General features: G+C 60.0%; 24 protein-coding genes. 8 read left to right on the top strand and 16 right to left on the bottom strand.

Annotation, left to right across the window (positions count from 1 at the left end; genetic code table 11):
- Position 1: 1 nt before the first annotated feature.
- The gene (locus tag ASC96_RS17490) at positions 2-925 is read left to right on the top strand and encodes a DMT family transporter (protein WP_060504421.1); all 924 of its coding nucleotides are present in this window, start codon (positions 2-4) and stop codon (positions 923-925) included.
- Between the two features lie 78 nt (positions 926-1,003).
- Here ASC96_RS17490 and ASC96_RS17485 read toward each other — a convergent pair whose 3' ends face one another.
- The 6 genes from ASC96_RS17485 to ASC96_RS17460 form a co-directional block, all read right to left on the bottom strand.
- Entirely contained in the window at positions 1,004-2,008 is a 1,005-nt protein-coding gene (locus ASC96_RS17485) for a TRAP transporter substrate-binding protein (protein WP_060504420.1), read from the bottom strand.
- 43 nt (positions 2,009-2,051) lie between these two features.
- Positions 2,052-3,329 (bottom strand): TRAP transporter large permease subunit, encoded by a 1,278-nt coding sequence (locus ASC96_RS17480; RefSeq protein WP_060504419.1) that lies wholly within the window; start codon positions 3,327-3,329, stop codon positions 2,052-2,054.
- Positions 3,329-3,862 carry a TRAP transporter small permease gene (locus ASC96_RS17475; protein ID WP_060504418.1) on the bottom strand — a complete coding sequence of 178 codons (534 nt, stop codon included), beginning with the start codon at positions 3,860-3,862 and terminating at the stop codon, positions 3,329-3,331. Before ASC96_RS17475 ends, ASC96_RS17480 begins: the two co-directional genes overlap by 1 nt.
- Before the next feature lie 19 nt (positions 3,863-3,881).
- Positions 3,882-5,084, bottom strand: a complete 1,203-nt coding sequence (locus ASC96_RS17470) for a fumarylacetoacetate hydrolase family protein (RefSeq protein ID WP_060504417.1) — start codon at positions 5,082-5,084, stop codon at positions 3,882-3,884.
- A gap of 152 nt (positions 5,085-5,236) precedes the next feature.
- Positions 5,237-5,953 (bottom strand): FadR/GntR family transcriptional regulator, encoded by a 717-nt coding sequence (locus ASC96_RS17465; protein ID WP_060504416.1) that lies wholly within the window; start codon positions 5,951-5,953, stop codon positions 5,237-5,239.
- A gap of 27 nt (positions 5,954-5,980) precedes the next feature.
- The gene (locus ASC96_RS17460; RefSeq protein ID WP_060504415.1) at positions 5,981-7,414 is read right to left on the bottom strand and encodes an FAD-binding oxidoreductase; all 1,434 of its coding nucleotides are present in this window, start codon (positions 7,412-7,414) and stop codon (positions 5,981-5,983) included.
- 192 nt (positions 7,415-7,606) lie between these two features.
- Here ASC96_RS17460 and denD point away from each other — a divergent pair, with 192 nt between their 5' ends.
- Genes denD through ASC96_RS17445 form a run of 3 tightly spaced genes read left to right on the top strand, consistent with a single transcriptional unit; the run spans position 7,607 to position 11,282 of the window.
- Positions 7,607-8,593: a D-erythronate dehydrogenase gene (denD, locus tag ASC96_RS17455; protein WP_060504414.1), complete on the top strand. Its 987-nt coding sequence runs from the start codon at positions 7,607-7,609 to the stop codon at positions 8,591-8,593.
- Positions 8,590-9,501, top strand: a complete 912-nt coding sequence (locus tag ASC96_RS17450) for an NAD(P)-dependent oxidoreductase (RefSeq protein WP_060504413.1) — start codon at positions 8,590-8,592, stop codon at positions 9,499-9,501. The genes denD and ASC96_RS17450 overlap by 4 nt, the downstream gene beginning before the upstream one ends.
- Positions 9,498-11,282: an IlvD/Edd family dehydratase gene (locus tag ASC96_RS17445; protein ID WP_060504412.1), complete on the top strand. Its 1,785-nt coding sequence runs from the start codon at positions 9,498-9,500 to the stop codon at positions 11,280-11,282. The genes ASC96_RS17450 and ASC96_RS17445 overlap by 4 nt, the downstream gene beginning before the upstream one ends.
- 104 nt (positions 11,283-11,386) lie before the next feature.
- Here the strand turns inward: ASC96_RS17445 and ASC96_RS17440 are convergent, their stop codons facing one another.
- The 5 genes from ASC96_RS17440 to ASC96_RS17420 form a co-directional block, all read right to left on the bottom strand.
- Positions 11,387-12,301, bottom strand: a complete 915-nt coding sequence (locus ASC96_RS17440; RefSeq protein ID WP_060504411.1) for an SMP-30/gluconolactonase/LRE family protein — start codon at positions 12,299-12,301, stop codon at positions 11,387-11,389.
- A gap of 25 nt (positions 12,302-12,326) precedes the next feature.
- Positions 12,327-13,268: an ABC transporter permease gene (locus tag ASC96_RS17435; RefSeq protein ID WP_060504410.1), complete on the bottom strand. Its 942-nt coding sequence runs from the start codon at positions 13,266-13,268 to the stop codon at positions 12,327-12,329.
- Positions 13,265-14,206 carry an ABC transporter permease gene (locus tag ASC96_RS17430; protein WP_060504409.1) on the bottom strand — a complete coding sequence of 314 codons (942 nt, stop codon included), beginning with the start codon at positions 14,204-14,206 and terminating at the stop codon, positions 13,265-13,267. The genes ASC96_RS17435 and ASC96_RS17430 overlap by 4 nt, the downstream gene beginning before the upstream one ends.
- Positions 14,206-15,666, bottom strand: a complete 1,461-nt coding sequence (locus tag ASC96_RS17425; RefSeq protein ID WP_060504408.1) for a sugar ABC transporter ATP-binding protein — start codon at positions 15,664-15,666, stop codon at positions 14,206-14,208. Before ASC96_RS17425 ends, ASC96_RS17430 begins: the two co-directional genes overlap by 1 nt.
- Before the next feature lie 102 nt (positions 15,667-15,768).
- The gene (locus ASC96_RS17420) at positions 15,769-16,788 is read right to left on the bottom strand and encodes an ABC transporter substrate-binding protein (protein WP_060504407.1); all 1,020 of its coding nucleotides are present in this window, start codon (positions 16,786-16,788) and stop codon (positions 15,769-15,771) included.
- Positions 16,789-17,061: 273 nt separating this feature from the next.
- Between ASC96_RS17420 and ASC96_RS17415 the strand changes: the two genes are divergently transcribed.
- The gene (locus ASC96_RS17415; protein ID WP_060504406.1) at positions 17,062-18,306 is read left to right on the top strand and encodes a sensor histidine kinase; all 1,245 of its coding nucleotides are present in this window, start codon (positions 17,062-17,064) and stop codon (positions 18,304-18,306) included.
- A 5-nt stretch (positions 18,307-18,311) separates the two neighbouring features.
- Positions 18,312-19,040, top strand: coding sequence for a response regulator transcription factor (locus ASC96_RS17410; RefSeq protein WP_060504405.1), 729 nt, complete (start codon positions 18,312-18,314; stop codon positions 19,038-19,040).
- Positions 19,041-19,118: 78 nt separating this feature from the next.
- Here ASC96_RS17410 and ASC96_RS17405 read toward each other — a convergent pair whose 3' ends face one another.
- The 5 genes from ASC96_RS17405 to ASC96_RS17385 are packed head-to-tail and all read right to left on the bottom strand — an operon-like array spanning position 19,119 to position 23,998.
- The gene (locus ASC96_RS17405; protein ID WP_060504404.1) at positions 19,119-19,706 is read right to left on the bottom strand and encodes a DJ-1/PfpI family protein; all 588 of its coding nucleotides are present in this window, start codon (positions 19,704-19,706) and stop codon (positions 19,119-19,121) included.
- A 60-nt stretch (positions 19,707-19,766) separates the two neighbouring features.
- Positions 19,767-20,732, bottom strand: coding sequence for a substrate-binding domain-containing protein (locus ASC96_RS17400; protein ID WP_082512138.1), 966 nt, complete (start codon positions 20,730-20,732; stop codon positions 19,767-19,769).
- 29 nt (positions 20,733-20,761) lie between these two features.
- Positions 20,762-21,757 (bottom strand): ABC transporter permease, encoded by a 996-nt coding sequence (locus tag ASC96_RS17395; protein WP_060504402.1) that lies wholly within the window; start codon positions 21,755-21,757, stop codon positions 20,762-20,764.
- Entirely contained in the window at positions 21,723-23,315 is a 1,593-nt protein-coding gene (locus tag ASC96_RS17390) for a sugar ABC transporter ATP-binding protein (protein ID WP_060504401.1), read from the bottom strand. The genes ASC96_RS17395 and ASC96_RS17390 overlap by 35 nt, the downstream gene beginning before the upstream one ends.
- Positions 23,312-23,998: a GntR family transcriptional regulator gene (locus tag ASC96_RS17385; RefSeq protein WP_156397613.1), complete on the bottom strand. Its 687-nt coding sequence runs from the start codon at positions 23,996-23,998 to the stop codon at positions 23,312-23,314. The genes ASC96_RS17390 and ASC96_RS17385 overlap by 4 nt, the downstream gene beginning before the upstream one ends.
- A gap of 100 nt (positions 23,999-24,098) precedes the next feature.
- On the opposite strand from ASC96_RS17385, the gene ASC96_RS17380 reads away from it, so the two are divergent.
- Together ASC96_RS17380 and ASC96_RS17375 are read left to right on the top strand one after the other, a co-directional pair.
- The gene (locus tag ASC96_RS17380) at positions 24,099-25,103 is read left to right on the top strand and encodes an Ldh family oxidoreductase (protein ID WP_060504399.1); all 1,005 of its coding nucleotides are present in this window, start codon (positions 24,099-24,101) and stop codon (positions 25,101-25,103) included.
- 20 nt (positions 25,104-25,123) lie between these two features.
- The gene (locus ASC96_RS17375; RefSeq protein ID WP_060504398.1) at positions 25,124-26,323 is read left to right on the top strand and encodes an iron-containing alcohol dehydrogenase; all 1,200 of its coding nucleotides are present in this window, start codon (positions 25,124-25,126) and stop codon (positions 26,321-26,323) included.
- The last annotated feature ends 4 nt before the right edge of the window (positions 26,324-26,327 follow it).

Genomic DNA, 26,327 nt, shown 5'->3' with positions numbered 1-26,327 from the left:
CATGACCACAAACGATGAAACCGCGGGAATTGGGCTTCGCCTCGGTTCGATTGCCGGCCCGGGCATCATGCTGCTCGGCATGTTCATGTTTGCATTGAACGACGCGATGGGAAAATGGCTGGTGGCCAGCTACGGCCTGGGTCAGGTGATCCTCATCCGCAGTCTCGCGGCGTTGCTGATCCTGTCGCCGTTTCTCTGGCGGGCGGGCTGGAAACCGATAATCGAAGCCGAGCGACCGCTGATGCAGGCGGCGCGTGTGCTGTTCTCGACGCTGGAGGTGTTCTGCTTCTATTACGCCGTCATGTATCTACCACTGGCCGACGTCATGACCTACTGGCTGGCAGCGCCGATCTATGTGGCGGCAGCCTCCCCCCTTCTTCTCGGCGAAAAGGTCGGCTGGCGCCGGTGGACGGCGATCTTCGTCGGCTTCATCGGCGTGATCATCACGCTGGAACCGTCGAGCGCGATGTTCACGATGCCGGCCGTCATTTCGATCGTCGGCACCTTCGCATTCGCCTTCATGCTGCTTTTCGGCCGGAAACTTCGTGCCACGCCGGACAAGACGCTGGTGCTGTTCCAGCTCGCGGGGGCCGGACTTGCCGGCCTTCTCTTCGCTCCTTGGGACTGGAAGCCCCTGACGTCTGCTCCGGAGTTCGGCTTGTTGTGTCTGCTCGGCGCTGTCGCCATGGGGGCGCACATGCTGGTCAACCGCGCACTGAAGATATCGGATGCGGCTACGGTCGCACCGTTGCAATATACCTTGCTCCTATGGGCGATCGTCTTCGGCTGGATGTTCTTCGGCGATGTGCCGCGTCTCACTATGATGTTGGGCGCAGCGCTGATCATCGGTTCAGGGCTTTTCATCTTCTTCCGAGAGCAGCAGGTGAAAAAGCGCCAGCCCGACGCACCCCTCGACATGCCCTGACGCGGCCCGTTCCGAACGCGAAGAGCCCGCTGACAACGCAGCGGGCTCCCATGACGATCATGCCGAAATAGGGTCCGTTTACTTGCGGATTGCGGCAAGCTCGGCGAGGATGCCATCGACGACATCGGCGCCAATCTCCGCCTTGTGCTTTTCATAGACGACCATAGACTTCTCGCGAATGCGGGCCTGCTCTTCCGGCGAAAGCTCGTTCACCTCGAGACCGGCGGCCTTGATCTTCTCCAGCGACTTCTTGTTCAGATCGCCGATGACCTGACGCTCGACGTCACGCCCGACGATAGCGCATTCCCGCAAAGCGGCCTGCTCCTCGGGCGAGTAGGTATCGAAGATCGCCTTGGAAAAGAGGAAAAGGAATGGCGTATAGGCGTGGTTGGTCTGGGTGACGTATTTCTGCACCTCGAAGAACTTCGACGTGTCGATGGTCACGTACGGGTTTTCCTGCGCATCGATCGTCTTGGTTTCGAGAGCTGAGAAGACTTCGCCGAACGCCATGGGCGTCGCATTGGCACCAAGGTTCTGGAAGGTATCGAGGAACACGTTGTTCTGCATGACGCGAACCTTCATGCCTTCCAGGTCTTCCCATTTGTTCACCGGACGAACCGAGTTGGAAAGATTACGGAAACCGTTTTCCCAATAGGCAAGATTGACGAGGCCCACGGCCGCCAGCTTCTCGTTCATCATCTCGCCGAATTTGCCGTCCAGCACCTTGTAGGCTTCCTCCGCGGTGGAGAAGAGGAACGGCAGATCGAAGACGCCGAGCGCCGGCTCGATGCCGACGAGCGGCGAAGAGGACGTCACCACGGCTTCCTGGACGCCGGAGCGCAGTGCCTGGGTTGCCTGCAGGTCGCCACCGAGAGCACCGCCCCAAAATGCCGTCAGCTTCAGTTTTCCGCCCGATTTTTCGTCAAGGCATTTCTGCATCGCCTCGATGCCGTTACCGACCGGGTGATCGGCATTGATGCCATTGGAGACACGGATGTTGCGCTCAGTGAATTCGGCGAATGCCGGCGCGGACGCAGACAGCGTGAAGGCGATGGCAGTCGTGGCAAGTAGCAGTTTTCGCATGATATCCTCCCATGCATGTTGAAACTGAAGTGGCTTTCTGGCCTCAGTGCAGCCAGCGAGCCGGTACGATAACCAGATCCGGAAACAGGACCAGGAGCAGAAGCACGAGCGTTTGGGCGAGCAGGAACGGCCAGACACCGACCGTTACCTTGCCCAGGGGAACGCGGCCGACGCCGCTGACAACGTTGAGAACAACGCCGACGGGTGGCGTCAGAAGGCCGATGCAGTTGTTCATGATGAACAGGACGCCGAAATAGACAGGGTCGATCCCCGCCTGCTTGATGATAGGCATCAGCACCGGTGTCAGGATCAGGATGGTCGGCGTCAAGTCCAGGGCCGTGCCCACGATCAGCACCAAGATCATGATAACGAACATCAGCAGGGTCGGACGGTCGATCAGCGGCTCGATGAGGCCGGTAATTTCCGCAGGGATGTTGGCGGCGGTGATCAACCAGGCGGAAACGAGCGCCGCGCAGACCAGGAACATGATGACGGAGGTGGTCTTGGCCGCCTGAAGAATAACCCGTGGAAGCTCCCTCGGCGTGAGCTCCCGGTAGATCACCATGCCGACGAACAGCGCATAGGCTGCTGCGACAACGGCAGCTTCCGTCGGTGTCACGACGCCGGCCTTGATGCCACCAAGGATGATGACGGGCATTCCGAGTGCCCACAAAGCTCGACCTGTCACCCTCAGGCGCTCTGCACCCGAAGCACGCGGCAACGGCTGGACATTGTCCTTTCGCACGACAATCAACCATGTGCCGACCAGTGCCAGACCCATCATGAGTCCCGGCACGATGCCCGCCATGAAAAGCTGAGTGATCGACACGTTGGCGGCAACGCCGAAGACAATGAAGGCCATCGATGGGGGAATGACGGGGGCGATGATGCCGCCCGCGGCAATCAGGCCTGCCGAGCGCGGAACGTTATAGCCTGCCTTTGCCATCATCGGGATGAGAATGGCCGCGAGTGCTGCAGTATCGGCGGCGGCCGAACCGGAAATACTGGCCATGATCAGTGCCGCGACGATCGCGACGATGCCCAGGCCGCCACGAATATGCCCCACGCAGGCAATGGCAAAATCGATAATGCGCCGCGACAGGCCGCCGGCATTCATCAGTTCCCCGGCCAAGATGAAGAAAGGGATGGCGAGCAGAGTGAACGTATCGGCACCCGCAATCATGTTCTGCGCAATGATCTGCGTGTTGAACATTCCCATGTACCACATGAGAACAACACCGCAGAACATCAAGGAAAACGCGACGGGCACGCCGATTGCCATGGCACCGATGAGGGAACCGACGAAAACGAAAAGTGTCATCAGGTTCGCTCCGCCATCTGTTCGATCGTCAGGTTTTCGCCTGCAAAGGCTTCAAGCTCCTCCTGTGTCACCCGGCCTGTCACCAGACGGAAAAGGCGCTCCAGCGCGATGATCACGCAACAGAAGCCGGTGAAGAAACCACTGCCGTAGACGAAGCCCATGGAAAGGCCGGTCACCGGAGCCTTCATGCTCCAGTTGATCGGCAGCTGTATCCAGGTGCCCCAGAAAAAGATGGCCGAACAGGCGATGATTACCAGATTGCTGAGGATCATACAAAAGATGCGCCCCTTGCGCCCCAGCAGTGCCACGAGTGTCTCCACTCCCAGGTGACCGTGCTCCCGAAATGCCACGACGGCGCCAATGAATGTGAGCCAGATGAAAAAGTACCGCGCGAGTTCGTCCGACACCGTCAGCCCGGAGTTCATCGCATAGCGCATGATGACGTTTACAAAGACCATGATCGCCATGCCCGAAAGCAGGATGATCAGCAGGAATTCGAGACCCTTGTAGAAATGGTCGACTACCTTTTGCACGCGTCCCTCCCAGTTTGCGTTACAACAGGCCGCGCTTGGCCAGATTTTTCATCAGCGCACCCACGCCGAAGGTCCATTCGGGGCAAGCATCGCTGCGATCAACCCAGTTTACTAGACGGCCGAGCAGAGGCGTCGAAATTTCCACCCGGTCGCCGATTTCATGCGTAAATCCCTGGCCCGCGCCGCGCCGATCCTTCACGGGTGCAAACATAGTGCCGAGGAAAAGAACGGCGCCATCGGGATACTGGTGATTGCGGTTCAGCAGCTGACGGGCAAGATCCGAGGGCTTGCGGCTGATCGCTTCCATCGGGCTCTCGCCCGTCATGCGAAAACCGTCCTTGCCCTCGACGGATAGGGCAACGCGGACTCTGCCGAGTTCTTCCAGTGTGAATTTGCTATCGAACAGTCGAACGAAAGGGCCGATCGAACACGAGGCGTTGTTGTCCTTCGCCTTGCCGAGCAACAGCGCCGAACGCCCTTCGACATCGCGAAGGTTGACATCGTTTCCGAGCGTGGCGCCGACGATTTCGCCGGTTGAACGCAGGACGAGGGCCACTTCCGGTTCGGGGTTGTTCCATTGAGAGATCGGATGGATACCGACCATCCAACCGCAGCCGACCGCCGACATAGGTTGCGACTTGGTAAAGATTTCGGCGTCCGGCCCGATGCCAACCTCAAGGTACTGCGACCAGAGGTTCATCTCCTGCAGAAGTTCCTTTACCCGTGCAGCCTGCTCAGACCCGGCCACGACACCGCGAAGACTATCGCCCAAAACCGGCGCCAGCTGCTTGCGGATATCGGACGCGCGGGATGCGTCTCCCTTCGCCTGCTCTTCGATCACCCTTTCAAGCATGCTGTCGGCAAATGTAACCCCGGCCGCCTTGACCGCCTGTAGATCGATCGGAGCCAGCAATTGGCCAGCCTGACCCGATAAGAAATCATCAATCGAGCCGAGATCGGGAAGTTCAACCGCCGCCTGCAGCTTGCCGGCAAAATCTTCCAGTTCAAGCAGTCCGGAAACGGTGGCGGAAACCGAAGACAGGTCGAGAAGCCGCTCACCCCTGACCAGTACCGGACAAGGACCGTCAACCGAATTCGACCAGACGCGGCCGACAAGCAACGCATCTGCGGCATCTTCAGGCAGAATATCCGCCGCTCGAAGTGATGTGGTCGAACTCAAGCGAAACCTCCCCGTATCCACGACACGATGGTCTCCCGCCATCTTGCCAGATTGTCAGGATGTCTGACAATCATGAACCTGCTTTGTAGTCATAGTTCCCTGCGCTGTCCAGCGCCGAAGATCATCGGACAAATGACGTCCTGGGGAAGATGGCACTTTCGGTAAAAACGGCAAGCGGCCAGTACCGGAAGATTTCAGTCCGCCTCAAGCGTCAGATCCAGCCGATTGGCGGCACCCAGCAGATGCTGCTTCATCGCCTCGCGCGCACGTTTCGGATCTCGGCTGGCAATCGCATCGCGGATCGCCACATGCTCGGCAATCGTCAGTTCTACAATTTCCTCGAGGACCGCCGCGGCCCGCGCCGCGCTGATGGCCAGACTGATGCGCTCCGCGATAAAGCCGACGAACAAGGCGAAATATTCGTTGGCTGTCGCAGCCGCGATGACACGATGAAAGATCAGGTCGGCAACGATTCCCTGATCCGTCCATTTGTCCGCCCCCATCATGCTGGCCAAGGCCTCGTCAAGCTTCGCCAGATCGCTATCGACATGATGCGTTGCTGCAAGACCTGCGGCTTCGATTTCAAGCGGCATGCGCAACTGGAACAGATCCCGGAAGCTCGCGCGGTCATGAAGATCGTCCTGCTCGATGCGGATCGACTGGCGCGCCTTGATCTCGGTTGCGAAGGCTCCGACGCCCTGTCTGGTCTCAACCAGACCCTCATTTCGCAACTGGGCGATCGCCTCGCGCACCACCGAGCGGCTGACGCCGAAACTGCTGGCGAGAAAATGTTCGGTCGGCAGCTTGCTCCCCGGCGGAATACGGCCGTCCGTGATCTCACGGGCGATCTGGGCGGCAATTCGTGCCGGAAGATGCTCGTTGCGCCTGATCTGTCCAAAATCCAATGACATGCCTTTTCCGCCCCACCACATTACCGCCTATGAATGCCGCTCGAAATCCAGTTGGCAACCCGGATTCATCACGCCTTGCGGATCGACAGCCTTTTTCAACGCCGCCACCAATCCCCGCCGGATCGGCGGAATACGCATCTCATAGTCTGCCTTCTTCAGGCGGCCAATACCGTGCTCGGCACTGATCGAGCCGCGATAGGTATCGACGACCGTATTGATCACCTTCTTCGCATCGTGGATGCGCGCCTCGACCTCCGCGCGGGACAGTCCGCCCGGCGGCAAAACGTTCAGATGCACATTGCCATCGCAGACATGACCGTAGGAAACACAAGTGGCGTCCGGCACCGCCGCTCCCACGGCCTGTTCGGCATCGCGCACGAAGCCGGAAAGGCGCGACAGCGGGACGGAAACGTCAGTGCGCAGATGCGTCCCGCGCTTGGCCTGCCCCTCGTTCATCCCTTCGCGGAATAGCCAGAGGTTGCGCGCCTGCGCCTTGGATCTTGCGATCACACCGTCCGGAACAAGCCCCTCCTCCATCACGCCACCAAGAAACCGCTCCATCAGGTCGTTGATATCGACAAGGCCAGAACCGGATATCTCCAGGAGCGCATAGGCGGGATAATCGCCGGATATCGGCATCGCAAGGTCCGGAATTGCCTCGCGGGCGAGAACGAAAGCCAGTGGCGGCATGAACTCGAAGGCGGACATCAGGTCGCAGCAATCGCGACGCGCGCGGCGGAAAAGCGTGATCGCATCGTCGAGCGAGTTGAGCCCGAGCAGCGCCGTCGCGATCTGATCCGGTTCCGGCGTCAATTTTACGGCGACGGCGGTAATGATGCCGAACACCCCTTCCGCACCAATAAAGAGCTGTTTCAGATCGATGCCGCGATTGTCCTTGCGGAGCGTCGACAATCCGTCAAAAATCGAACCGTCCGGCAAGACCGCTTCAAGGCCAAGCACCAGCTCGCGGGTCATCCCGTAGCGCAAGACGTTGATACCGCCGGCATTGGTCGACACATTGCCGCCGATCCGGCAGGAGCCCTGCGCGCCAAGCGCCAGCGGGAAGAACATGCCATCCCGCGCGACCGCGTCCTTGAATTCCGACAGGATGCAGCCAGCCTCCACAACAGCGGAGAAATCGTCAGCATCAATCCGGCGGATTTTGTTCATTCGCTCAAGACTGATCACCACCTGATCTTCCGGCCGGTCGGGAATTGCTCCGAGCGCCAGACCCGTGTTGCCCCCCTGCGGAACGATCGACAGGCCGAGGGAGACGCAAGCCTTTACGGCTGCGGAAACCTCTTCCGTTGTGCGCGGACGCAAAACCGCGACCGCCCCGGACGTCACGTCTCCATGCCAGTCCCGGCAATATTTTTCGATCGCCTCGCCCGACAGAACCATATCGTCCCCGAGGGACTGAATCAGGGTATCGACGGCATGCCTCTCCTGGTCGAGGTCCATGGCCGGGCCAATTTCACTCACGCCGTCCTCACTTCCTGTCTGCACCGAAAACTGTCGATCGACACGCCGCCGCAATCAAATATGCTATTTTCAAACGCACGATATAAGGTTATCAGACAACCTTACAATATATTTTATTGGTAAGCGCCTTTTTTCGTCGGATTGGCGTTTCGCTCGATGGGAGGAAAAAAGATGGACATTCTTATTATCGGGGCCGCCGGCATGGTGGGGCGCAAGCTGGCGCAGAGGCTCGCCAAAGACGGGACACTGGACAACCGGCAGATCGAAAGCATGACGCTCGTTGATGTCGTCACGCCGAAACGGCCGCAAGGTTTCGCCGGCAAGGTGACGCTGGAAACGGCAGACCTCTCGGCTGCAGGCGAAGCGACGCGGCTTATCACCGGACGGCCAGATGTTATTTTCCACCTCGCGGCCATCGTATCGGGTGAAGCGGAACTCGATTTCGACAAGGGCTATCGCATCAACCTTGACGGCACGCGCTTCCTCTTCGACGCGATCCGCCTTGCCCATGGCGAGGATGGCTACAAGCCCCGCGTCGTCTTCACCTCCTCGATCGCCGTATTCGGTGCTCCCCTGCCCTATCCCATTCCTGACGAATTCCACACCACGCCGCTGACAAGCTACGGCACGCAGAAGGCGATCTGCGAGCTTTTGCTCTCGGACTTTTCGAGGCGCGGCTTCTTAGAAGGCATCGGAATTCGCCTGCCGACGATCTGCATTCGCCCGGGCAAGCCGAACAAGGCGGCGTCCGGTTTCTTCTCGAACATTCTGCGTGAACCCCTCGTCGGGCAGGAAGCCGTTCTGCCCGTGCCGGACGACGTACGCCACTGGCATGCATCGCCCCGCTCCGCCGTCGGTTTTCTCATCCATGGTGCGACGATCGATGTCGAGAAGGTCGGCCCGCGGCGCAACCTGTCCATGCCGGGGCTCAGCGCGACCGTCGGCGAGCAGATCGAAGCGCTGCGCCGCGCTGCCGGCGAGAAGGCCGTGGCGCTGATCCGGCGGGAGCCTGATGAGATGATCATGCGCATGTGCGCCGGCTGGGGGCCAGGCTTTGAGGCCAAGCGGGCAACCGCGCTCGGCTTCACCGCCGAAAAATCTTTCGACGACATCATCCGTGTCCATATCGAAGACGAACTAGAAGGCAGCCTGTCATGACGATCCGAACGGGAGAAACGGGGCGACGCATCGCCTTTCTCGGAACCGGCCTGATGGGCGCACCGATGGCCCGCCGCCTCTTGAAGGCCGGTCATGCCGTCACGGTCTGGAACCGTGATCGCTCCAAGGCGGAGGCTTTGGCTGCGGAAGGTGCGGTCGTCGCGACCATTGCCGCCGATGCCGCGCGCGATGCCAAGATCGTCTTCACCATGCTGAGCGATGGCGTTGCCGTCGGCAATGTCCTGATCGACCAAGGGGTGGCGGAGGTACTCAAGGCCGGCGCCGTTATCATAGACACATCGTCGATTGCGCCGCCGATCGCACGCGCCCATGCCGAAATGCTTGCAGAACGACAGGTGCATCATATCGATGCTCCGGTCTCCGGCGGCACGGTCGGTGCTGAAGCGGGCACGCTTGCGATCATGGCCGGAGGCGACGGCTCGGTCATCGCGGAACTGCACGACGTATTCGCGCCGCTCGGCCGCGTCACCCATGTCGGCCCCGCGGGCGCCGGCCAGATCTGCAAGCTTGCCAATCAGCAAATCGTTGCCATCACCATCGGCGCCGTTGCGGAGGCGATGATGCTGGTTCAGGCTGGTGGTGCCGATCGCGGCAAATTCCGTGATGCGATCCGGGGCGGATTTGCCGAAAGCCGCATTCTGGAGCTTCACGGCAAGCGGATGGTGGATCGCACATTCCAGCCCGGAGGGTCGTCCCGCTTGCAACTGAAGGATCTGGATGCCGTGGCGGCCATGTCGGAGCTGTTCGGGCTCGACCTGCCGCTGACATCAGTGATACGGGACGAATTCCGGAATTTCGTTGCCGATGGGCACGCAGAGACCGATCATAGCGGCCTGCTGCTGCATCTCGAAAAAACCAACGACGACCAGGGGGAGAAGGTCCGGTGAGCAAAGACCAGAAGGAAAATCGTCGGCTGCGTTCGCAGGACTGGTTCGACAACCCGGATCATCTCGATCTGACCGCGCTCTACCTCGAGCGCTTCATGAACTACGGCACGACACCGGAGGAACTGCGCAGCGGCAAGCCGATCATCGGGATCGCCCAGTCGGGCAGCGACCTGAACCCGTGCAACCGACACCACCTCGACCTCGCCAAAAGATTGCGAGACGGCATTCGCGACGCCGGCGGCATTCCGATCGAGTTTCCGACCCACCCGCTGTTTGAAAACTGCAAGCGCCCGACCGCAGCACTCGATCGCAACCTCGCCTATCTCGGGCTGGTCGAAATCCTCTACGGATATCCGCTTGACGGGGTGGTTCTGACGACCGGCTGCGACAAGACCACGCCATCGGCGCTCATGGCAGCCTCGACCGTCGATATTCCAGCGATCGTTTTCTCAGGCGGTCCGATGCTCGACGGTCACCATGATGGTGATCTGGTCGGATCCGGCACGGTTATCTGGCGCTCGCGCCGCAAGTACGCCGCCGGCGAAATCGATCGCGAAGAGTTTCTCGAGGCGGCGCTGAGTTCGGCGCCTTCCATCGGCCACTGCAACACGATGGGCACCGCGTCCACCATGAATGCTATGGCCGAGGCGCTCGGCATGTCGCTGACCGGTTGCGCGGCCATTCCCGCCGCCTATCGCGAGCGTGGCCAGATGGCCTATCGAACCGGCCGACGGGCCGTGGAACTGGTGCTGCAGGACATTCGTCCGTCGGATATCTTGACCCTCGCCGCCTTCCTCAACGCGATCAGGGTGAATTCGGCGATCGGCGGATCGACCAATGCCCAGCCGCATCTCATGGCGATGGCCAAGCATGCCGGCGTCGATCTCAAGCCTGACGACTGGCAGGTTCACGGCTTCGATATCCCTCTGCTCGCCAATGTGCAGCCTGCGGGCGCCTATCTCGGCGAGCGGTTCCATCGCGCCGGCGGCGTGCCTGCGATCATGTGGGAGCTGCTTCAGGCAGGCAAGCTGGACGGGAAGTGTCCGACCGTTACCGGCAATACGATGGCCGTGAACCTTCAAGGACGTCAGTCCGATGACCGCGAGGTGATCAGACCTTATGGGGAACCCTTGCGCGAACGCGCCGGCTTCCTCGTGCTGAAGGGCAATCTTTTTGATTTCGCCATCATGAAGATGAGCGTCGTTTCGGAAGATTTCCGCCGACGTTACCTGAGCGATCCCGGCCATGAGGGCGTGTTCGAAGGCAAGACCGTGGTGTTCGATGGCTCCGAGGATTACCACAAGCGGATCAACGACCCGTCGCTGGCCATCGACGAACGTTCGATCCTTGTGATCCGGGGTGCCGGTCCGCTCGGCTGGCCCGGCTCGGCCGAAGTCGTCAACATGCAGCCGCCCGACCACCTTTTGAAGCGCGGCATCATGAGTCTGCCAACGATCGGTGATGGCCGGCAATCGGGAACCGCCGACAGCCCATCCATCCTCAATGCCTCACCGGAAAGTGCTGCCGGCGGCGGCCTGGCCTATGTCCGGACCGGCGATACCATCAGGATCGATTTCAACGCCGGCCGGTGTGACATGTTGGTTGATGATGCGGAAATCGCGCGGCGGAAAAACGATGGCATTCCGCCCGTCCCGGCCGACGCCACCCCCTGGCAGATGCTTTACCGCCAGACGGTGACACAATTGGCTGACGGCGCCACCATCCGGCATTCGGACACGTTCCGGCAGATCTCGAATGTGCCACCTCGGCATAATCATTGAACGCAACGAAGGCTTGTTGCGTCAATCTCGCAACGCCTCTCAATTCCTGGTTCGCCACTATCTGGAAAGGGGCTGGCGGCTTCCGCTTTCCCATTGTCCGGATCTCAGCATAACCGCGCCCCCATCGTCGCCGTATAGACCGCATAGAGCGACTTGGTGGCCGTGATGAAAAGCCGGTTTCGCCGCGGACCGCCAAATGTGATGTTGGACACCGTCTGCGGCACCAGGATCTTGCCGAGCAGCGTGCCGTCGGGCGCAAAACAATGCACGCCGTCGCCCGCACTGGACCAGATATTGCCCGCCACATCGACGCGGAAACCGTCCGGCAGCCCCTTGTCGGTCACGCAAAGCGCCTCGCCACCCCTCAAAGTGCCATCCGCCTGAACGTCGAAGCTGCGAATATGCGCGGGCCAATTCGGATCATGGCTGGACCAGGAATCGGCGACATAGAGTTTCGATTCGTCGGGCGAAAAGGCAAGGCCGTTGGGCTGACCGAAATCGTTTGCGACGACGGTCAGTTTGCCGCTTTTGGGGTCGAGGCGATAGACATTGCGCGTTGCCTGTTCCTCATCGGCCTTGAAGCCCTCGTAGTTCGACATGATGCCGTAGCTCGGATCGGTAAACCAGATCGTATCGTCCGACTTGACCACGACATCATTGGGCGAATTCAGCCGCTTGCCCTCGTAACTGTCGGCGAGCACGTTGATCGTGCCATCGAGCTCGGTGCGGACGACGCGGCGCGTACCATGCTGGCAGGAGATCAGCCGACCCTGGTTGTCGCGCGTGTTGCCATTGGTGAAATCGGAGCGCGGCCGGAACACCGAGACGTCGCAATCCTGCGAATAGCGCATCATCCGCTCATTGGGGATGTCGCTCCAGAGCAGGCAGTTGAGATCGGCAAACCAGACCGGCCCCTCGGCCCACCGGCAATCGGAATAGAGTTCGTCCAGCCCGGCGCTGCCGACGACCAGATGGCGGAAGCGCGGATCGTAAATTTCGTAAATCGAAGGTGAAGTCATTTTCCCTCCCCGAGACTGGTCGGTTCTAGCGGTCAGTTTTGAACTTGCCACTCGCGACCAGAATGACTGAAATGATGATAAGACCCGTCAGGATGAGCCGGACACCCGCGCCGAAGCCGTAGGTGTTGAGCATCGAGACGACAAGGAACATGAAGAGCGACGCGCCCCAGATACCCGGCACATTGGAATTGCCGCCGGCTACCGCCGAGCCGCCGATGACGACGACGGCGATCGAAGTCAGCAGATATTCCGCCCCCATATTGAGCGCTGCACCGCCGGAGAAGCTTGCAAACAGGAAGCCGCAGATCGCGGCCAGCACGGCGCAGAGCATATAGGTGATGAAGCGCGTGCCATCGACGGGTATCCCGGCCATGCGGGCTGCGAATTGCGACTGGCCAATGGCCGAAATCCAGCGGCCATAGATGCTCTTTTCGAGCAGGAGCCAGGCGACGACGGCGAGCAGGACGGCGACGATGGCGATGTTCGGGATCCCGCCGATATCCGAAGTGGTGAAGCTGGCGAGGCTTTCCGGCGGCTTCACACGAAGACCGCGATTCGACCAGATGGCCGTCGACTGCACGATGAAACTCATCGACAGCGTGGCGATGATCGGCGGGATGCGCAAGAGCTTGATCAGCGTGTAATTGAAGATGCCGACAACCACACCGACCGCGACGGCGATGCCGAGGCCAGCCAGAAGCATGCCATCACCACCATCCATGTATTTCAGCGAGAGCGTACCGGCCAGCGTCATGGTGGCGGGCACCGAGAGATCGACATTGCCCGGTCCGAGCGTGATCACGAACATCTGGCCGATACCCACGACCACCGAGAAGGCAGCAAAGGTGAAGGCGGCCTGGGTCAACCCGCCGGCGCTGGTGCCGCCGGTGAACAGAATGGTGATGACCCATACGATTGCTGTGGCGAGATAAGCCCAGATCCAGGGATGGCGCGACGCGAAGCTCATGCTCGCTTCTCCCGTTTTTCTGACCGGTTGAGCAGCAGGCGGACGCCGAGCACGATGATCAGGATCGCCCCTTGCGCGCCGATCTGCCAGTCCGGCGAAATCCGTAAGAAAGACAGGAACGAGCCGGCCAGCGCCAGCGTCAGCGCGCCGATGACGGCGCCGACAGGCGATACCCGCCCGCCGACAAACTCGCCCCCGCCGAGGATCACGCCGGCGATGGACAGCAGCGTGTAGCGCAGCGCGATATTGGCGTCCGCGGAAGTCGTGAGGCCGACGAGCAGAATGCCGGAGAGAACAGCGAGGAAACCGGCCGTCGCATAGGCGCCGGCGCGGATCGCCAGCACGGACCACCCGGCGCGTTCCACCGATCGGGCATTGCCGCCGACGCCGCGCACCAGCACGCCGAAGGTCGAACGCATCACCACAAAGTGGGCGATGACGGCGATGATGATGGAGGCGACGATCGCCATCGGTACGAAAGGCGGCTTCGACGTCATCAGCCAGCGCGCCCATTCCGGCGCCGTGCCTCCAGGTGCCGGCAAGATCAGCACCGCGAGCCCGCCCCAAACGAAGCTCATGCCGAGCGTCACGACGATCGAGGGCAACGCCCTGAGGTAGATCACGACGCCGAGAACGGCATAAACCGCGATCGCGCCCGCCAGGATCAGGATGCCGATGACGGGATCGGATTGCAGAAAAGTGGCGGTGACGCAAGCGGCAAAGCTGACGAAAGTGCCCATGGAGAGATCAAGGTCGTTGACAGCCATGATCATCATCTGGGCGACGGTCGCGAGCGCGATCGGCACGGCGAGATTGAACAGCAGGTTCAGACCCGTATAGCCCATGGCGCGCGGCTGTATGTAGAAGACTGCGCCGAGCAGCACGGCAAGCGACAGCGCCGGCACGATCTGGCGGATGGTCGAGGAACTCAGGCCCATCATGCCGCCTCTCCCTCGAAAGAAGCTTCCAGCACTCTGTCCTCGGTGATCTCCTCGCCCGTAAGCTCGGCCGATATCGCGCCGTCGCGGAAGACATAGACGCGGTCGCAGAGGCGAATTTCATCCATCTCGGTCGAGTACCAGATGAAGGTGCGGCCCGCCGCTGCCTCGGTTTGCAGCATGGCATAGACTTCTTGCTTGGTCCCGACATCAACGCCACGCATAGGGTCGTCCATCAGCACCATATTGGCGCGAGTGGAGAGCGCCCGGGCAAAGAGCACCTTCTGCTGATTGCCGCCTGACAAGGACAGGATGCCGTTCCTCATGTCGGGCGTGCGGATTTCGATCCGCGTCTTCCAGTCCTCACCCAACGCCTTTTCATGGTCGCGCTTGACGAAACCCGCGGTGGCGAAGCTGCCGAGCGACGAGATCGAAAGATTGTTGAGAATACTCCACAGCGGAAACGTACCGTTGAGGCTACGGTCGCCAGCGACGAAAGCCACCTCGTCGCCGCGACCTGGGAACCAGTCGCTGCTGAGCGTGCGGTAGAGCGACAGCAGCATGTCGGTCTGGCCGTGGCCGGCAAGACCTGCAAGGCCGATCACCTCGCCCTTATAGGCTCGAAACGGCAGACCCCTGCCCCGGATAGCCGGTAGATCGACCAGCGGGCTGCCACTGGACTTAACGGCAAGGGCGTTGCGTGCCTGCTCCTTGACCACGTTCCCCATGGCCTGCACGAGGCTGCCGACATCGAACATCGACGCCTGGCGGCTGGCGACAACCTTGCCGTCCTTCATGACGACGATGCGGTCGGCAGTGGACAGAATTTCGCCAAGAATATGCGAGATCAGCAGCACCGAACCGCCGCTACCGACGAATTTCCGAACATAGTCCATCAGCTGCCGGGCGAGACCGGCATCGAGCGAGGACGTGGGCTCGTCGAGGATGACGAGGCGCGGTGCCTCATGCACCCTAGCGAAGATGATGGAGATTTCGACCATCTGCCGCTCCGCGATCGAGATATCTCCGACGGCGGCGGTGCAATCGATATGATGGCCGGGGAACATCTCGTCGAGCTTGGCACGGATGATCGAGAGCGCCCGGCCGCGCCAGCCAAAGCCCTTCAGTTCTGGATGCATGACACGGGTGTTCTCGACCACCGTCAGGTTCGGGCAGAGCGAGAGTTCCTGGAAAACGCAGCGCACGCCATTAGCCCGTGCAGTGGCAATACCCGTGCCTGCGTCGCGGCCGCCGTAGCGAACCGCGCCGTCATGCGGCGCAAGCCCACCATTGATGACGTTGACGATGGTGGATTTTCCGGCGCCGTTGTGGCCGACAAGGCCAACGCACTCGCCGGGCGCGATCGCAAGATCCACGCCGTCCAGCGCCTTGACCGCGCCGAAATGGACCTTGACCCTTTTAGCAGCTACGACGGAGATATTCTGGGCGGCGTCAGTCATGAACCCGGTTACGCTTGAATTTCAGGAAGCTGAAACGATTGCCGGCGATTTGTCCACGCCGGCAATCCGAGTCTGTCGCGCCAAAGGCGGCAATGCGCGTTCCTACTTTGACGCGTCCGCGATCACCTTCTTGGCGTCGTCGAGCGAGTATTCGACATTGGCGACGCCACCTTTCTGGGTGGTCTCGAGGTTCTTTTCGAGATTGTCCTGATCGATGCGCAAGAAAGGCACGACGAGATCCTGCGGCACCTTCTGGCCGTCAAGCACCTGCTGGGCGACCCAGAAGGCGAGCGTCGAGACGCCCGGCGCGATCGAGACCGACATGGTCTCGTAGCCGTTTGCATCCTTCTGCTGCTTCCACCACTGCAATTCGTCCTCGCGGTTGCCCATGATGATGAGCGGGGTCGGACGCTTGGCGGCGGCAAATGCCTGCGCAGCACCATAACCGTCACCGCCCTGTGTGACCACGGCGGCGATTTCGGGCAGGCTTGGGAGGATGCCGGCGACATTCTTCTGGGCCACGTCTTGCGCCCAATCGCCATGGACCGAACCGGCGATCTTGAACTGCGGATACTTCTTCACGCCTTCGTGGATGCCTGCGGAGATTTCATCATCGACGAAAACACCGGCAAGGCCGCGAATTTCGAGGAGGTTGCCGCCATCAGGCATCTTCTTGGCGAGATATTCGACTTCGCTCAGCCCCATTGCCTTGAAATCAACCGCGATACGGTAGGCGCAAGGCTCGGTGACGATGCCGTCGAAGGACACGACAACGATACCGGCATCGCAGGCTTCCTTGACGGCGCCGTTGAGTGCGGTCGGCGAAGCGGCGTTGATGACGATGGCATTATAGCCTTCAAGGATCATGTTCTGGATCTGGGCGGCTTGCTCGGTCGCCTGGTTCTCGGCTGTCGTAAACGGGTCGGCGGCCGCAACCGCGCCGGCCTGTACAGCTTCTTTGGTCACCTTGTCCCAACTGGTAAGCATGGCCTGGCGCCAGGAGTTGCCGGCATAATTGTTGGAAAGCGCAATTTTCTTATCCGACGTATCGGCGGATGCGGACATCGGCATTGCGGCGACGAGCACGGCTGCTGACGCCAGGAGTATCTTCCTGATGTTCATAATCTCTCTCCCTCTGGTCGGCCCTCTTCCCGGCCGCATTTCAATACCGTCTCCTCACGGCACCGAAACTGTTGTTGCACCGAGGTCCTTGTCCTAAGCACATGTCCTCAGTAAGAGCATGATGGCCGATAACGGCATGGCTGCCTAGGCGGGACACGGCATGCAATCTGCGGGTTCGCGCAGAAAATATGCGGGAACCCGCAAGACTGGACGGTGCCCTTACCTCAATATATGAGCAGCATGGGCGATTGGGAAACGGGAGGAGGTCCCGACATGCTCAACCCGATATCATCGGCCCTTCTCGGTCAATACCTGACCATTTCGCGTCTGCTGGCCGGTCAGCTGGATTTCCATTCCGTCATACGCGCCGTGGCGACCGAGGTCAGCCACATCATCCCGCATGATCACATGGATGTCTGTATCATAACGCTCGATGGCAAGTATCACACCGCCCACGAGAGCCCCTTCGAAACGAGTTGGAGTCAAAAACCGCCGGCGCCGATTTCCAACAGCCCAATCCGCAGCCTGCTCTATGGCGAGGTCGAGACGATGCTGACCGACAATGCCTGCGAGGACCCGCGCTTTCACTATGAAGGCTCCTATTCTGCGCCAATCTTCGAGGGCAATCTTCGCGCGCGCCTGCATGTGCCGTTGAAGGTCCAGGGCAAGATCATCGGTGCGCTCTCATGCTCAAGCCATAAAATCGGCATCTACACGTCCGAAGATCTCGAAAAGGCCCGTTCGATCGGAGACCTGCTGGCACCATATTTCTACGCCTTGCGCGCCGCCGAGCAGGCCCGAGCCTCGGCGATTGTCGAGGCCGAGGCGCGCGCTCGTGAAGAAGGGCTAAGACTCGGCGCGCTGCGGCTTACCGAAGCGCTGGAGACCGAACGCCAACGCATCGGTATGGATTTGCACGACCAAACGCTGGCCGACCTTACCAGGCTGTCTCGCAAGCTGGAAAAACTAGCAAACGCGCCGACCGTCTCTTCAGAGGAACTCGATCCGATCATCCGCAGTGTCCAGCACTGCATGCACGATGTCCGCCAGATCATCGAGGAGGCCCGTCCGACGGTGCTGCAACTCTTCGGTTTCGCCCAGGCGGTCGAGAACCATCTGGAGCGCTCGGTCCGCGACAGCGGCTTGGCCGTCGATTGGAACATCTCTGACAAGACCAATGGTGTGATCGACGCATTGCCGCAGAATGTCGCGACCGCGCTGTTCCGCATCGTCCAGGAAGCAATCAACAACTCCATCCGCCATGCCAATGCCAAACGAATCGCCGTCGAATTATGCGCCACGCCGGCCAATCTCCGTATCGCGGTGCGCGATAATGGCACGGGCGTTCCGCCGGGCCAGAAGCGACAGGGCAGCGGCATCGACAATATGCGTACCCGCGCAAGGCTGATCTCCGCCCGCTTCGAGGTTGTGCGTAACAAAGACTGCGGCGGAACCTCCGTTGAGGTCAGCCTGCCGATTTCACAGACGGCTCCCGTCTCGGCCACCCGTTCGGAATGAATGACATGCAGGTCTTGATTGTCGAGGACGACCCTCTTCACCGCTCCTATCTCAACGAAGCCGTACGCTCTGCACTCCCGGAATGCGACCACGTCATCGAGGCCGAGAATGGCAGCGCTGGCGAGAAGCTCGCACGGGAAAACAAGACGGCCCATATCGTCATGGACCTGCAGATGAATGCCCGCAACGGCATCGAGGCTGCCCGCACCATCTGGAAGGAGCGGCCTGACACCCGTATCCTGTTCTGGTCAAACTACGCCGACGAAGCCTATGTGCGCGGCGTTTCACGCATCGTACCCGAAGGTGCCGCTTATGGTTATGTGTTGAAATCGGCCTCCGATGACCGGCTGAAACTGGCGCTGCGCTCGATCTTCATCGAGAGCCAATGTGTCATTGACAGAGAAGTTCGCGGTTTGCAACAACGGAGCCAGGCGCACACTGGCAGATTGACGGAGAGCGAATACGAGGTGCTGCTGGATATTGCCCTTGGTCTGACCGACATTGTAATCGCGCGTCGACGAAACCTCTCCTTGCGGAGCGTACAGAACCGGCTCCAACAACTCTACGCGAAGCTCGAGGTCTACCGACCCTATGGCACAGCTGGAGACGAAGGTACCTTTAATCTGAGAGCGCGAGCCGTGAGCGTGGCGATCCTGCGAAAACTATTGAACGTCTCATCCCTAGAACGGGAAGACCAGGAGCTTCGCAGTTGGCTGAGCCGACATCGCGACTGAAGGCGCGACGTCGGCTTCGGGACATCGTTCCGCCCCGAACAGAGAACTTGAGGGCGGAAGGTTCAGGCTTTCCTGGCGTTAGGCGTGCGTAATCTTCGTGCCTAACACATTGAGGCACTCTCGCATGAAAGCGGCAAGACCCGTCCAGCCCTTGGCCGATACCATATTGCCATCGACATAAGCCTCCGTGGGCTTGACGTCGATATAGATGCCGCCAACGGCTGTGACTTCCGGCTCACAGGCGCCGAGGCCCGCGACCTTGCGTCCCTTGAGTACGCCCGGAACCGCCATCAGGATCTGCACGCCATGGCAGATCGTGAAGATCGGCTTGCCGGTGTCATGGAAGTGGCGGACCATATCTTGAATGCGCTTGTCGGTGCGGATATATTCCGGACCACGACCGCCCGCCGCATAGACCGCATCATACTCTTCGACACGCACTTCCGAGAATGTCTTGTTGATGTCGGCATAGTGGCCGAGTTTTTCCGTGTAGGTCTGATCGCCCTCGAAATCATGCAGCGAAGTCTTGATGCGATCGCCGGCCTTCTTGTCAGGGCAGATGACGTGGACCGTATGTCCAACCGCTTCCATCCCCTGCTGGAATACAAAGATTTCATATTCCTCGGTGAACTCGCCGGTCAGCATGAGGATCTTCTTACCGCTCATAATATATCTCCTGTTGAAATTGAATGGTCGGCGCCCGGATCAAACGGGCGCCGTTGCGCATCAGAATGGTGATGCCGGGAAGTAGAACTGGTCGGCGTTCTCAGGCGTGATCAGCGGTGCACCGAGCAGGAACGAGCCGCGTACCGGTGCCTGTCCGGTGAACTGGGCAGCCGTCATGTACATCGCCGACTTGATCATCGACGGCGGATAGGGCGTCGAGATCGGCGTGCGCTCGTTCTTTTCCTTTACCATCTCGATGACCTGTTTCATGCCATTGCCGCCAAGCGCGTACTTGATATCCTTGCGGCCAGCATTGTCCACCGCTTCGAGAACGCCCAGCAGCATGTCGTCGTCATTGGCCCAGACAGCATCGATCTTGGGATATTTGGCAAGATAATCCTGCATCAGCTTGAAGGCTTCGTCCTGGTTCCAGTTGGCATACTGGATGTCCAAAATCTTGATGTTCGACTTGGCGACGACATCGGAGAAGCCTTTGATGCGCTCATCATCGATAACGGTCGGAATACCGCGAAGCACGACGATCTTGCCCTCGCCCCCTAGCTTGTCCACGAGCCAGTGCGCCGTATTAGCGCCGACGGCGATGTTGTCGCCGGCGACATAAAGATCCTGAACGCTGGGATCGGTAAGGCCGCGGTCAACCACGGAAATGAACGTGCCGTTCTGCTTGATCTGCTCGACAGGACCGGTCAACTCTTCCGAGGTGAAAGGCAGGATCACGAGCGCGTCCAGTTTGCGGCTGGCGGCCAAGTCTTCGAGCGCTGAAACCTGTGCTGTTGCAGAAGACGCGGTGGACAGAACGACGTCGATGTTAGGAAAGGCGGCCTCCAGCTCCTTTTCCGCCTGCTCGGCGTGATAGACGACGCCCCCAGTCCATCCATGCGTCGCCGCCGGGATGGAAACGGCCATCGTGATTTTGTCTTCGGCCTGTGCGCTGCCAAGTGGCAGGACAAGGGCCAATGCTGCGGTCGATAACAAAATACCAGCTTTCTGGATCATAGACTTCATTTTCTCCTCCTTTGAAGTCAGTGCTGTTTTCAGCGGTTGGCAGTAAAGCGATGTGCCAGCATGGCAATGATGATGATGGCGCCCTGCACGGCGGCAACGAGGTATTCGGAGACCATGTCCGAAAGCACCATGACGTTGGCGATGACCTCGATGATAAGCGCGCCGGCCACGGTGCCGCCAATGCGTCCCCGTCCGCCGCGCAGAAGGGTGCCGCCGATGACGACGGCTGTGATGACCTGCAACTCCCAGAGCTGACCGGTCGTCGGTGTCGCGGCACCAAGGCGCGGCACGTAGCAGATGGCCGCAACGGCAACGCAAATGCCCTGGATCACATAGGCGATCGTTCGCACGGCGGCGACGTTGACACCAGAAAAGCGGGCGACTTCGACATTCGATCCTGCAGAGGTCAGCCGTCGGCCGAACTTGGTCTTGTAGAGCAGGAACGCACCCACCATGACCACGACGAAGGTGATCAGAACCGGATAGGGTATGCCGAAGAGGCTCCCGAAATACACCGGCCGATAGGCCTCACGCAGAGCCCGGTCGATCGGCAGTGAGCCGCCATCCGTCATGAATGTGATGAATGCCCGGAAGATGCCCATCGTGCCAAGCGTGACGATGAATGGCTCGATCTTACCGATCGTGACGATGAGACCGTTGAAGAGACCACATAGGGCTCCGACGACGAGGGCAATCCCGGCCCCCATCGGAATAGCCCAAGGGCCGAATGAGGGAGCCAGGTGATTCATCACCATGATCATGATGCCAGTGACGAAGGCCATCATGGAACCGACCGAAAGATCCAGGCCACCTGACGAAATGACGAAGGTTGCTCCAACCGCGATGATCGCAATGAAGGCACTGCGGGTAATGACGTTGATCAGGTTCGCGGAGGCGACGAAGTTGGAATTCACCAAAGCGCCCATGAGCACGATCAACGCAAGCGCGATGAAGGGTGCAAGGTCCGCCCAGCGGATGCGGCCTCCTTCGTCAGTGGGTATGATTGTTGCGGTAGCTGCGGTCATGTTCGTCCTCCCCGACGTCATCGCGCCCACCGACCGTGGCAGCGTAGACGACATTTTCCTCATTGATTTCAGTGCCGCTCAGTTCGGCAACAATCCTGCCCGCCCGCATCACGAGAATGCGGTCTGCGAGCCCCACCAGCTCCGGCATCTCCGACGAGATGACGATGCAGGCCTTGCCCGCCCGCACCATGGCGTCGATGAAGTCGTAGATCTGACTCTTATTGCCGATATCGATACCGCGCGTCGGCTCGTCGATTATCACGACACAGGGATCGGCCAGCATGACCTTGGCCAACAACAGTTTCTGCTGGTTGCCTCCGGAAAGCTTGCCGGCTTCAAGCCGAAGCGAGCGCACACGGATGTCGTAGTCGGCGACCACTTTCTCAAGGCGCGACCGCTCTTCCCGCTTGTCGAGAACGGCGCCCGGATTGACGGTATCGAGCGCCTGGAGCGTCAGGTTTGGGCCAAGCTTCTCCTCCAGAAGCAGGCCCTTTCCCTTCCGGTCCTCGGTCAGATAGACGAGGCCGGCTTCCATCATCGTGCGCACCGAACGATGCTTAATATCCTTGCCGTTGAGCACGACGCTTTGCGCCTGCGACGGACGAAGGCCCATCAACCCCTCAATCAATTCGGTCCGGCCAGCACCGATCATGCCGCCTATGCCAAGCACCTCGCCCGGCCGGACGCCGAAACTGGTGCTGTCGGTGCCATGATCGACCGTCAGATCCTTGACCGAAAGAATAGGTGCCGCTTCTGCCGGCGGACGCTTATGGGGATAAAGCATCTCCAGTTCACGTCCAACCATAAGCTCGGCCATTTCCCGCTGGCTCAAGCCCGCAGCTGGCCAGGTACCGATCATGCGGCCATCCCGCAGGACGGTGATCCGGTCAGCCAAGGCCTGTACCTCGTCAAGGCGATGGGAGATGTAAAGGACGGCTACGCGATGATCGCGCAGCATCCTGACAATCCCGAGCAGAGCCGCCACTTCATCATTGGCCAGCACTGCGGTCGGCTCATCAAGGATGACAACTTTTCGGTCATCCAGAATCGCACGCGCGATTTGCACGAGCTGGCGCTGGGCAAGCGGCAATGCGCCAACATGATCGCGCGGACGCGCTGTTGAGCCAACTTTCGCCAGCAGTTCGGCTGTCCGCCTGTTCATGGCTCGATCATCGACCATCAGGCCGCGGCCAATTTCACGCCCCAGAAACAGGTTTTCTGCGACGGTTAGATCTGGAGCCAGCAGGATTTCCTGGTGAACCAGCACGATCCCGGCCTCCTCCGCCTCCACCGCGCTCCGGAATTCGATCGGCTTGCCATCCATCAGCAACCGGCCTTCCGTCGGCGCGACGTGGCCGGACAGCAGCTTCATCAGCGTCGACTTGCCCGCGCCGTTTTCACCAATGATGGCGTGAACCTCTCCAGGACGGACATCAAGCGTCACATCCGAGAGAACCGTGATCTGGCCGTAGGTTTTGCTCAGGCAATCGGCCCGGAGCGCCGCGACGGCCGAATTTTCCGACGGCGCCAAGGGTTGAGGAGAAAGGACCGCGTTCATTCGAAAGCCGAAAGCAGCCGGTCGCGTGAGCGCTCGATATGAATGCGCATGGCATCAAAAGCCGCCTGCGGGTCTCCAGATCGAAAAGCAATGAGCAGGTTCTCGTGCTCCTCGAGAGCCTCCTGGGTCACACGTGTATGAAACATCAGTCGGAAGATATGAAGATGCACATGCTGGTTCGAAAGTGTGTTCCGGATCACATCGTTTCCGGCAATCTTGAGGATGGCATCGTGAAAATGCGCATCCGCTCGAGCAAAGCGTGAATACCGGGTATTGCGATCGACAGGCATATCGCCATTGCCCATGTCTGCCGCAGAATTTTCAAGATGCCGCAAAGCCTCGGGTGTCATGTTGATGGCCGCAAGCCTGGCCCCCTCCGGCTCGACCAGAAGGCGGAAATCATAGAGATCCTGGAATTGCTTTTTCGTCCACTGAGGTGCCGCGCTATAGCCTACAAGATGCTCCTTGCGCACAAGACCTTCACGTTCCAGGCGGCTTAGCGCCTCTCGGATCGGCGTTTGCGACACGCCCATTTCTCGTGCCAGAACGTCTATCGGAATGCGTGCGCCGGGCGTGATCTCAAGCGACATGAGGCGGTGATAGATGTTGTCATAGACACCATCGACAACGCTGCTCGGGCGAAGGCTCTGCCCTTTGACCTCCCGTTCAGGCGCTAACGTCACTTTCAATCTCCCACTTGCTTCTTGACATGCTGGCTTTTGTTGCAAATAAGATATCGTATGTCAAATACAATATCGTATATGATCCGATATAGGATTTAAGATGAAGATATCATCTGAGCGGCTACGACGATTGGCGGCGACTCTCTTGGAGGCAAGAGGAGCTTCACGTGACAATGCTCATCTTCAGGCTGATCTCCTCATCGAAGCCGAATTGCGAGGCTTGCCATCGCATGGCTTGCAGCGATTGCCGCTTCTTGCTTCAAGATTGGAAAAAGGGATCGCTGACGGGCGCAGCTATGGAACGGTTACATGGTGCAGACGATCGTTTCTCAGCATTGACGGCGAGCGCGGCCTTGGACCGGTCGTCATGATGCGTGCAATGGAAACGCTCCGGCCAATCTTGAGCGAGACAGGGATCGCCATCGCTGCGATCCGCAACGCCAACCACATGGGTATGTTGGCCTATTATGCGGAAGCGGCGGCTAGGACTGGCCTTATCGCCATTGTCATGTCGACCAGTGAGGCGCTTGTTCATCCCTTCGGCGGAACCCGAGCCTTGCTCGGGACCAATCCCATCGCCATCGGCATTCCTTCAGGCGATCACCCCTTTGTGCTGGACCTCGCCACAAGCGTCGTTTCGATGGGAAAAATCAACAACCACGCAATCCGCGGCACACCTATTCCATCAGACTGGGCCGTGGATGCGAATGGTTTTCCGACCACAGACCCGAACGCGGCCAAATTAGGGGCTATCGCGCCATTCGGCGGCGCCAAAGGTTACGGCCTTGGTCTGGCGATCGAACTCCTCGTTGCAGCACTTGCCGGTTCGCATCTCGCTCCCGAGGTGCGCGGGACGCTCGACGATACCCATGCGGCCAACAAGGGTGACCTGCTCATTCTTATAGACACGGCATCGGGACATGGGAACGCCCGTTCGCTTGCAGCCTATCTCGACGATCTGCGCCTATCCCCGGCGTCCGACACCGAAAAACCGGTGGCGATACCGGGCGATGGCGCGCGCAGGCGCCGCATCGCAACGGAGACGGCAGGGATAGAGCTGCCGCAACCACTTTTGGAAAGTCTTTTGGCGCTCGAGGCCGCCTGAATTATCGGAGGATTTTGGAAATGAACCTTTTCGGCACACTGAGGGCGCCGCGCGAACTGCTCTTCGGCTCGGGACAGCGGCATGCTCTCGGGAGTATTGCCGCCCGACTTGGCAAGCGCGCGATGATCGCCACGGATACGCGCCTTTCTACGGATGCCGATTTTCTCGCGCTCGTCCGGCAACTTGAAGATGCCGGGATTGCGGTGATGATCGACAGTTCCACTCTGCCCGACGTTCCGGTCGACTCCGCCGCTAAAAGTGCGGAAGCTGCCCGAAATTTCGCTCCAGACCTCGTTATCGGCATCGGCGGCGGCTCCTGCCTCGATATGGCCAAATGTGTAGCTCTGTTGCTGATGCATGGCGGGCGACCGCAGGATTACTATGGGGAGCATACGGTGCCCGGACCCGTGATGCCTCTCATCGCAATTCCGACCACTGCCGGCACAGGCTCCGAAGTCACGCCCGTCGCCGTGCTTTCCGATGCCGAGCGGAGCCTGAAAGTCGGCATTTCCAGCCCTTACCTCATTCCAACTGTTTCCATCTGCGATCCGGAACTCACTCTCACTTGCCCCCCCGCCCTGACAGCCATTGCAGGTGCGGACGCGCTCACCCATGCGCTGGAGGCCTTCACCGCAATTCGCCGCGAACCGGTGCCAGGCATCGCTCAGCAGCGTGTCTTTGTCGGCAAGAACGAAATCTCCGATCATTTTGCCCTACGCGCCATCTCACTGCTCTGGCAGGGGCTGGAGGCCGCCTGCAAGGACGGCATGGATCGAAATGCACGCGAGAAGGTGATGCTCGGCGCCACCCTCGCAGGACTTGCCTTCGGCGTGGCCGGAACTGCAGCGGCCCATGCCATTCAATATCCCGTTGGCGCACTGACCCATACCGCGCACGGCCTCGGTGTGGCCTGCCTCATGCCCTATGTCATGACATGGAACGTGCCGGCCATCCAGAACGAGCTTGGAGCGATCGCCCAGGCGGCAGGTCTTGACGGGCCGGACGCTGTCGTTCCCGCCCTTATTTCTCTTTTCGCGCAGATAGGTATCCCGCCAACGCTACGTGAACTTGGCCTTGAAGAGAGCCGGATCGGCTGGGTGGCCGAGCAGAGCATCGGCATTGCCCGCCTCGTCCAGAACAATCCGAGGCCCCTCAACCTCGACGACATGCAGACCCTTATCACCGCCGCCTATCATGGCGACCGGTCGCGCCTGATTTAACAAG

This window comes from Rhizobium sp. Root1204, assembly GCF_001424965.1.
GTDB lineage: Bacteria > Pseudomonadota > Alphaproteobacteria > Rhizobiales > Rhizobiaceae > Pararhizobium.
This window is presented reverse-complemented; position numbering and strand designations above follow the sequence as displayed.

Coding starts and splice junctions, on each gene's coding strand:
- ASC96_RS17435 (WP_060504410.1), bottom strand. CDS start 13,268: ATGAGCTTCGCGTCGCGCCATCCCTGGATCTGGGCTTATCTCGCCACA.
- ASC96_RS17490 (WP_060504421.1), top strand. CDS start 2: ATGACCACAAACGATGAAACCGCGGGAATTGGGCTTCGCCTCGGTTCG.
- ASC96_RS17470 (WP_060504417.1), bottom strand. CDS start 5,084: ATGGCGGGAGACCATCGTGTCGTGGATACGGGGAGGTTTCGCTTGAGT.
- ASC96_RS17405 (WP_060504404.1), bottom strand. CDS start 19,706: ATGAGCGGTAAGAAGATCCTCATGCTGACCGGCGAGTTCACCGAGGAA.
- ASC96_RS17375 (WP_060504398.1), top strand. CDS start 25,124: ATGAACCTTTTCGGCACACTGAGGGCGCCGCGCGAACTGCTCTTCGGC.
- ASC96_RS17450 (WP_060504413.1), top strand. CDS start 8,590: ATGACGATCCGAACGGGAGAAACGGGGCGACGCATCGCCTTTCTCGGA.
- ASC96_RS17420 (WP_060504407.1), bottom strand. CDS start 16,788: ATGAACATCAGGAAGATACTCCTGGCGTCAGCAGCCGTGCTCGTCGCC.
- ASC96_RS17395 (WP_060504402.1), bottom strand. CDS start 21,757: ATGACCGCAGCTACCGCAACAATCATACCCACTGACGAAGGAGGCCGC.
- ASC96_RS17465 (WP_060504416.1), bottom strand. CDS start 5,953: ATGTCATTGGATTTTGGACAGATCAGGCGCAACGAGCATCTTCCGGCA.
- ASC96_RS17415 (WP_060504406.1), top strand. CDS start 17,062: ATGCTCAACCCGATATCATCGGCCCTTCTCGGTCAATACCTGACCATT.
- ASC96_RS17440 (WP_060504411.1), bottom strand. CDS start 12,301: ATGACTTCACCTTCGATTTACGAAATTTACGATCCGCGCTTCCGCCAT.
- ASC96_RS17460 (WP_060504415.1), bottom strand. CDS start 7,414: ATGGACCTCGACCAGGAGAGGCATGCCGTCGATACCCTGATTCAGTCC.
- denD (WP_060504414.1), top strand. CDS start 7,607: ATGGACATTCTTATTATCGGGGCCGCCGGCATGGTGGGGCGCAAGCTG.
- ASC96_RS17480 (WP_060504419.1), bottom strand. CDS start 3,329: ATGACACTTTTCGTTTTCGTCGGTTCCCTCATCGGTGCCATGGCAATC.
- ASC96_RS17430 (WP_060504409.1), bottom strand. CDS start 14,206: ATGGGCCTGAGTTCCTCGACCATCCGCCAGATCGTGCCGGCGCTGTCG.
- ASC96_RS17380 (WP_060504399.1), top strand. CDS start 24,099: ATGAAGATATCATCTGAGCGGCTACGACGATTGGCGGCGACTCTCTTG.
- ASC96_RS17400 (WP_082512138.1), bottom strand. CDS start 20,732: ATGAAGTCTATGATCCAGAAAGCTGGTATTTTGTTATCGACCGCAGCA.
- ASC96_RS17410 (WP_060504405.1), top strand. CDS start 18,312: ATGCAGGTCTTGATTGTCGAGGACGACCCTCTTCACCGCTCCTATCTC.
- ASC96_RS17425 (WP_060504408.1), bottom strand. CDS start 15,666: ATGACTGACGCCGCCCAGAATATCTCCGTCGTAGCTGCTAAAAGGGTC.
- ASC96_RS17485 (WP_060504420.1), bottom strand. CDS start 2,008: ATGCGAAAACTGCTACTTGCCACGACTGCCATCGCCTTCACGCTGTCT.
- ASC96_RS17390 (WP_060504401.1), bottom strand. CDS start 23,315: ATGAACGCGGTCCTTTCTCCTCAACCCTTGGCGCCGTCGGAAAATTCG.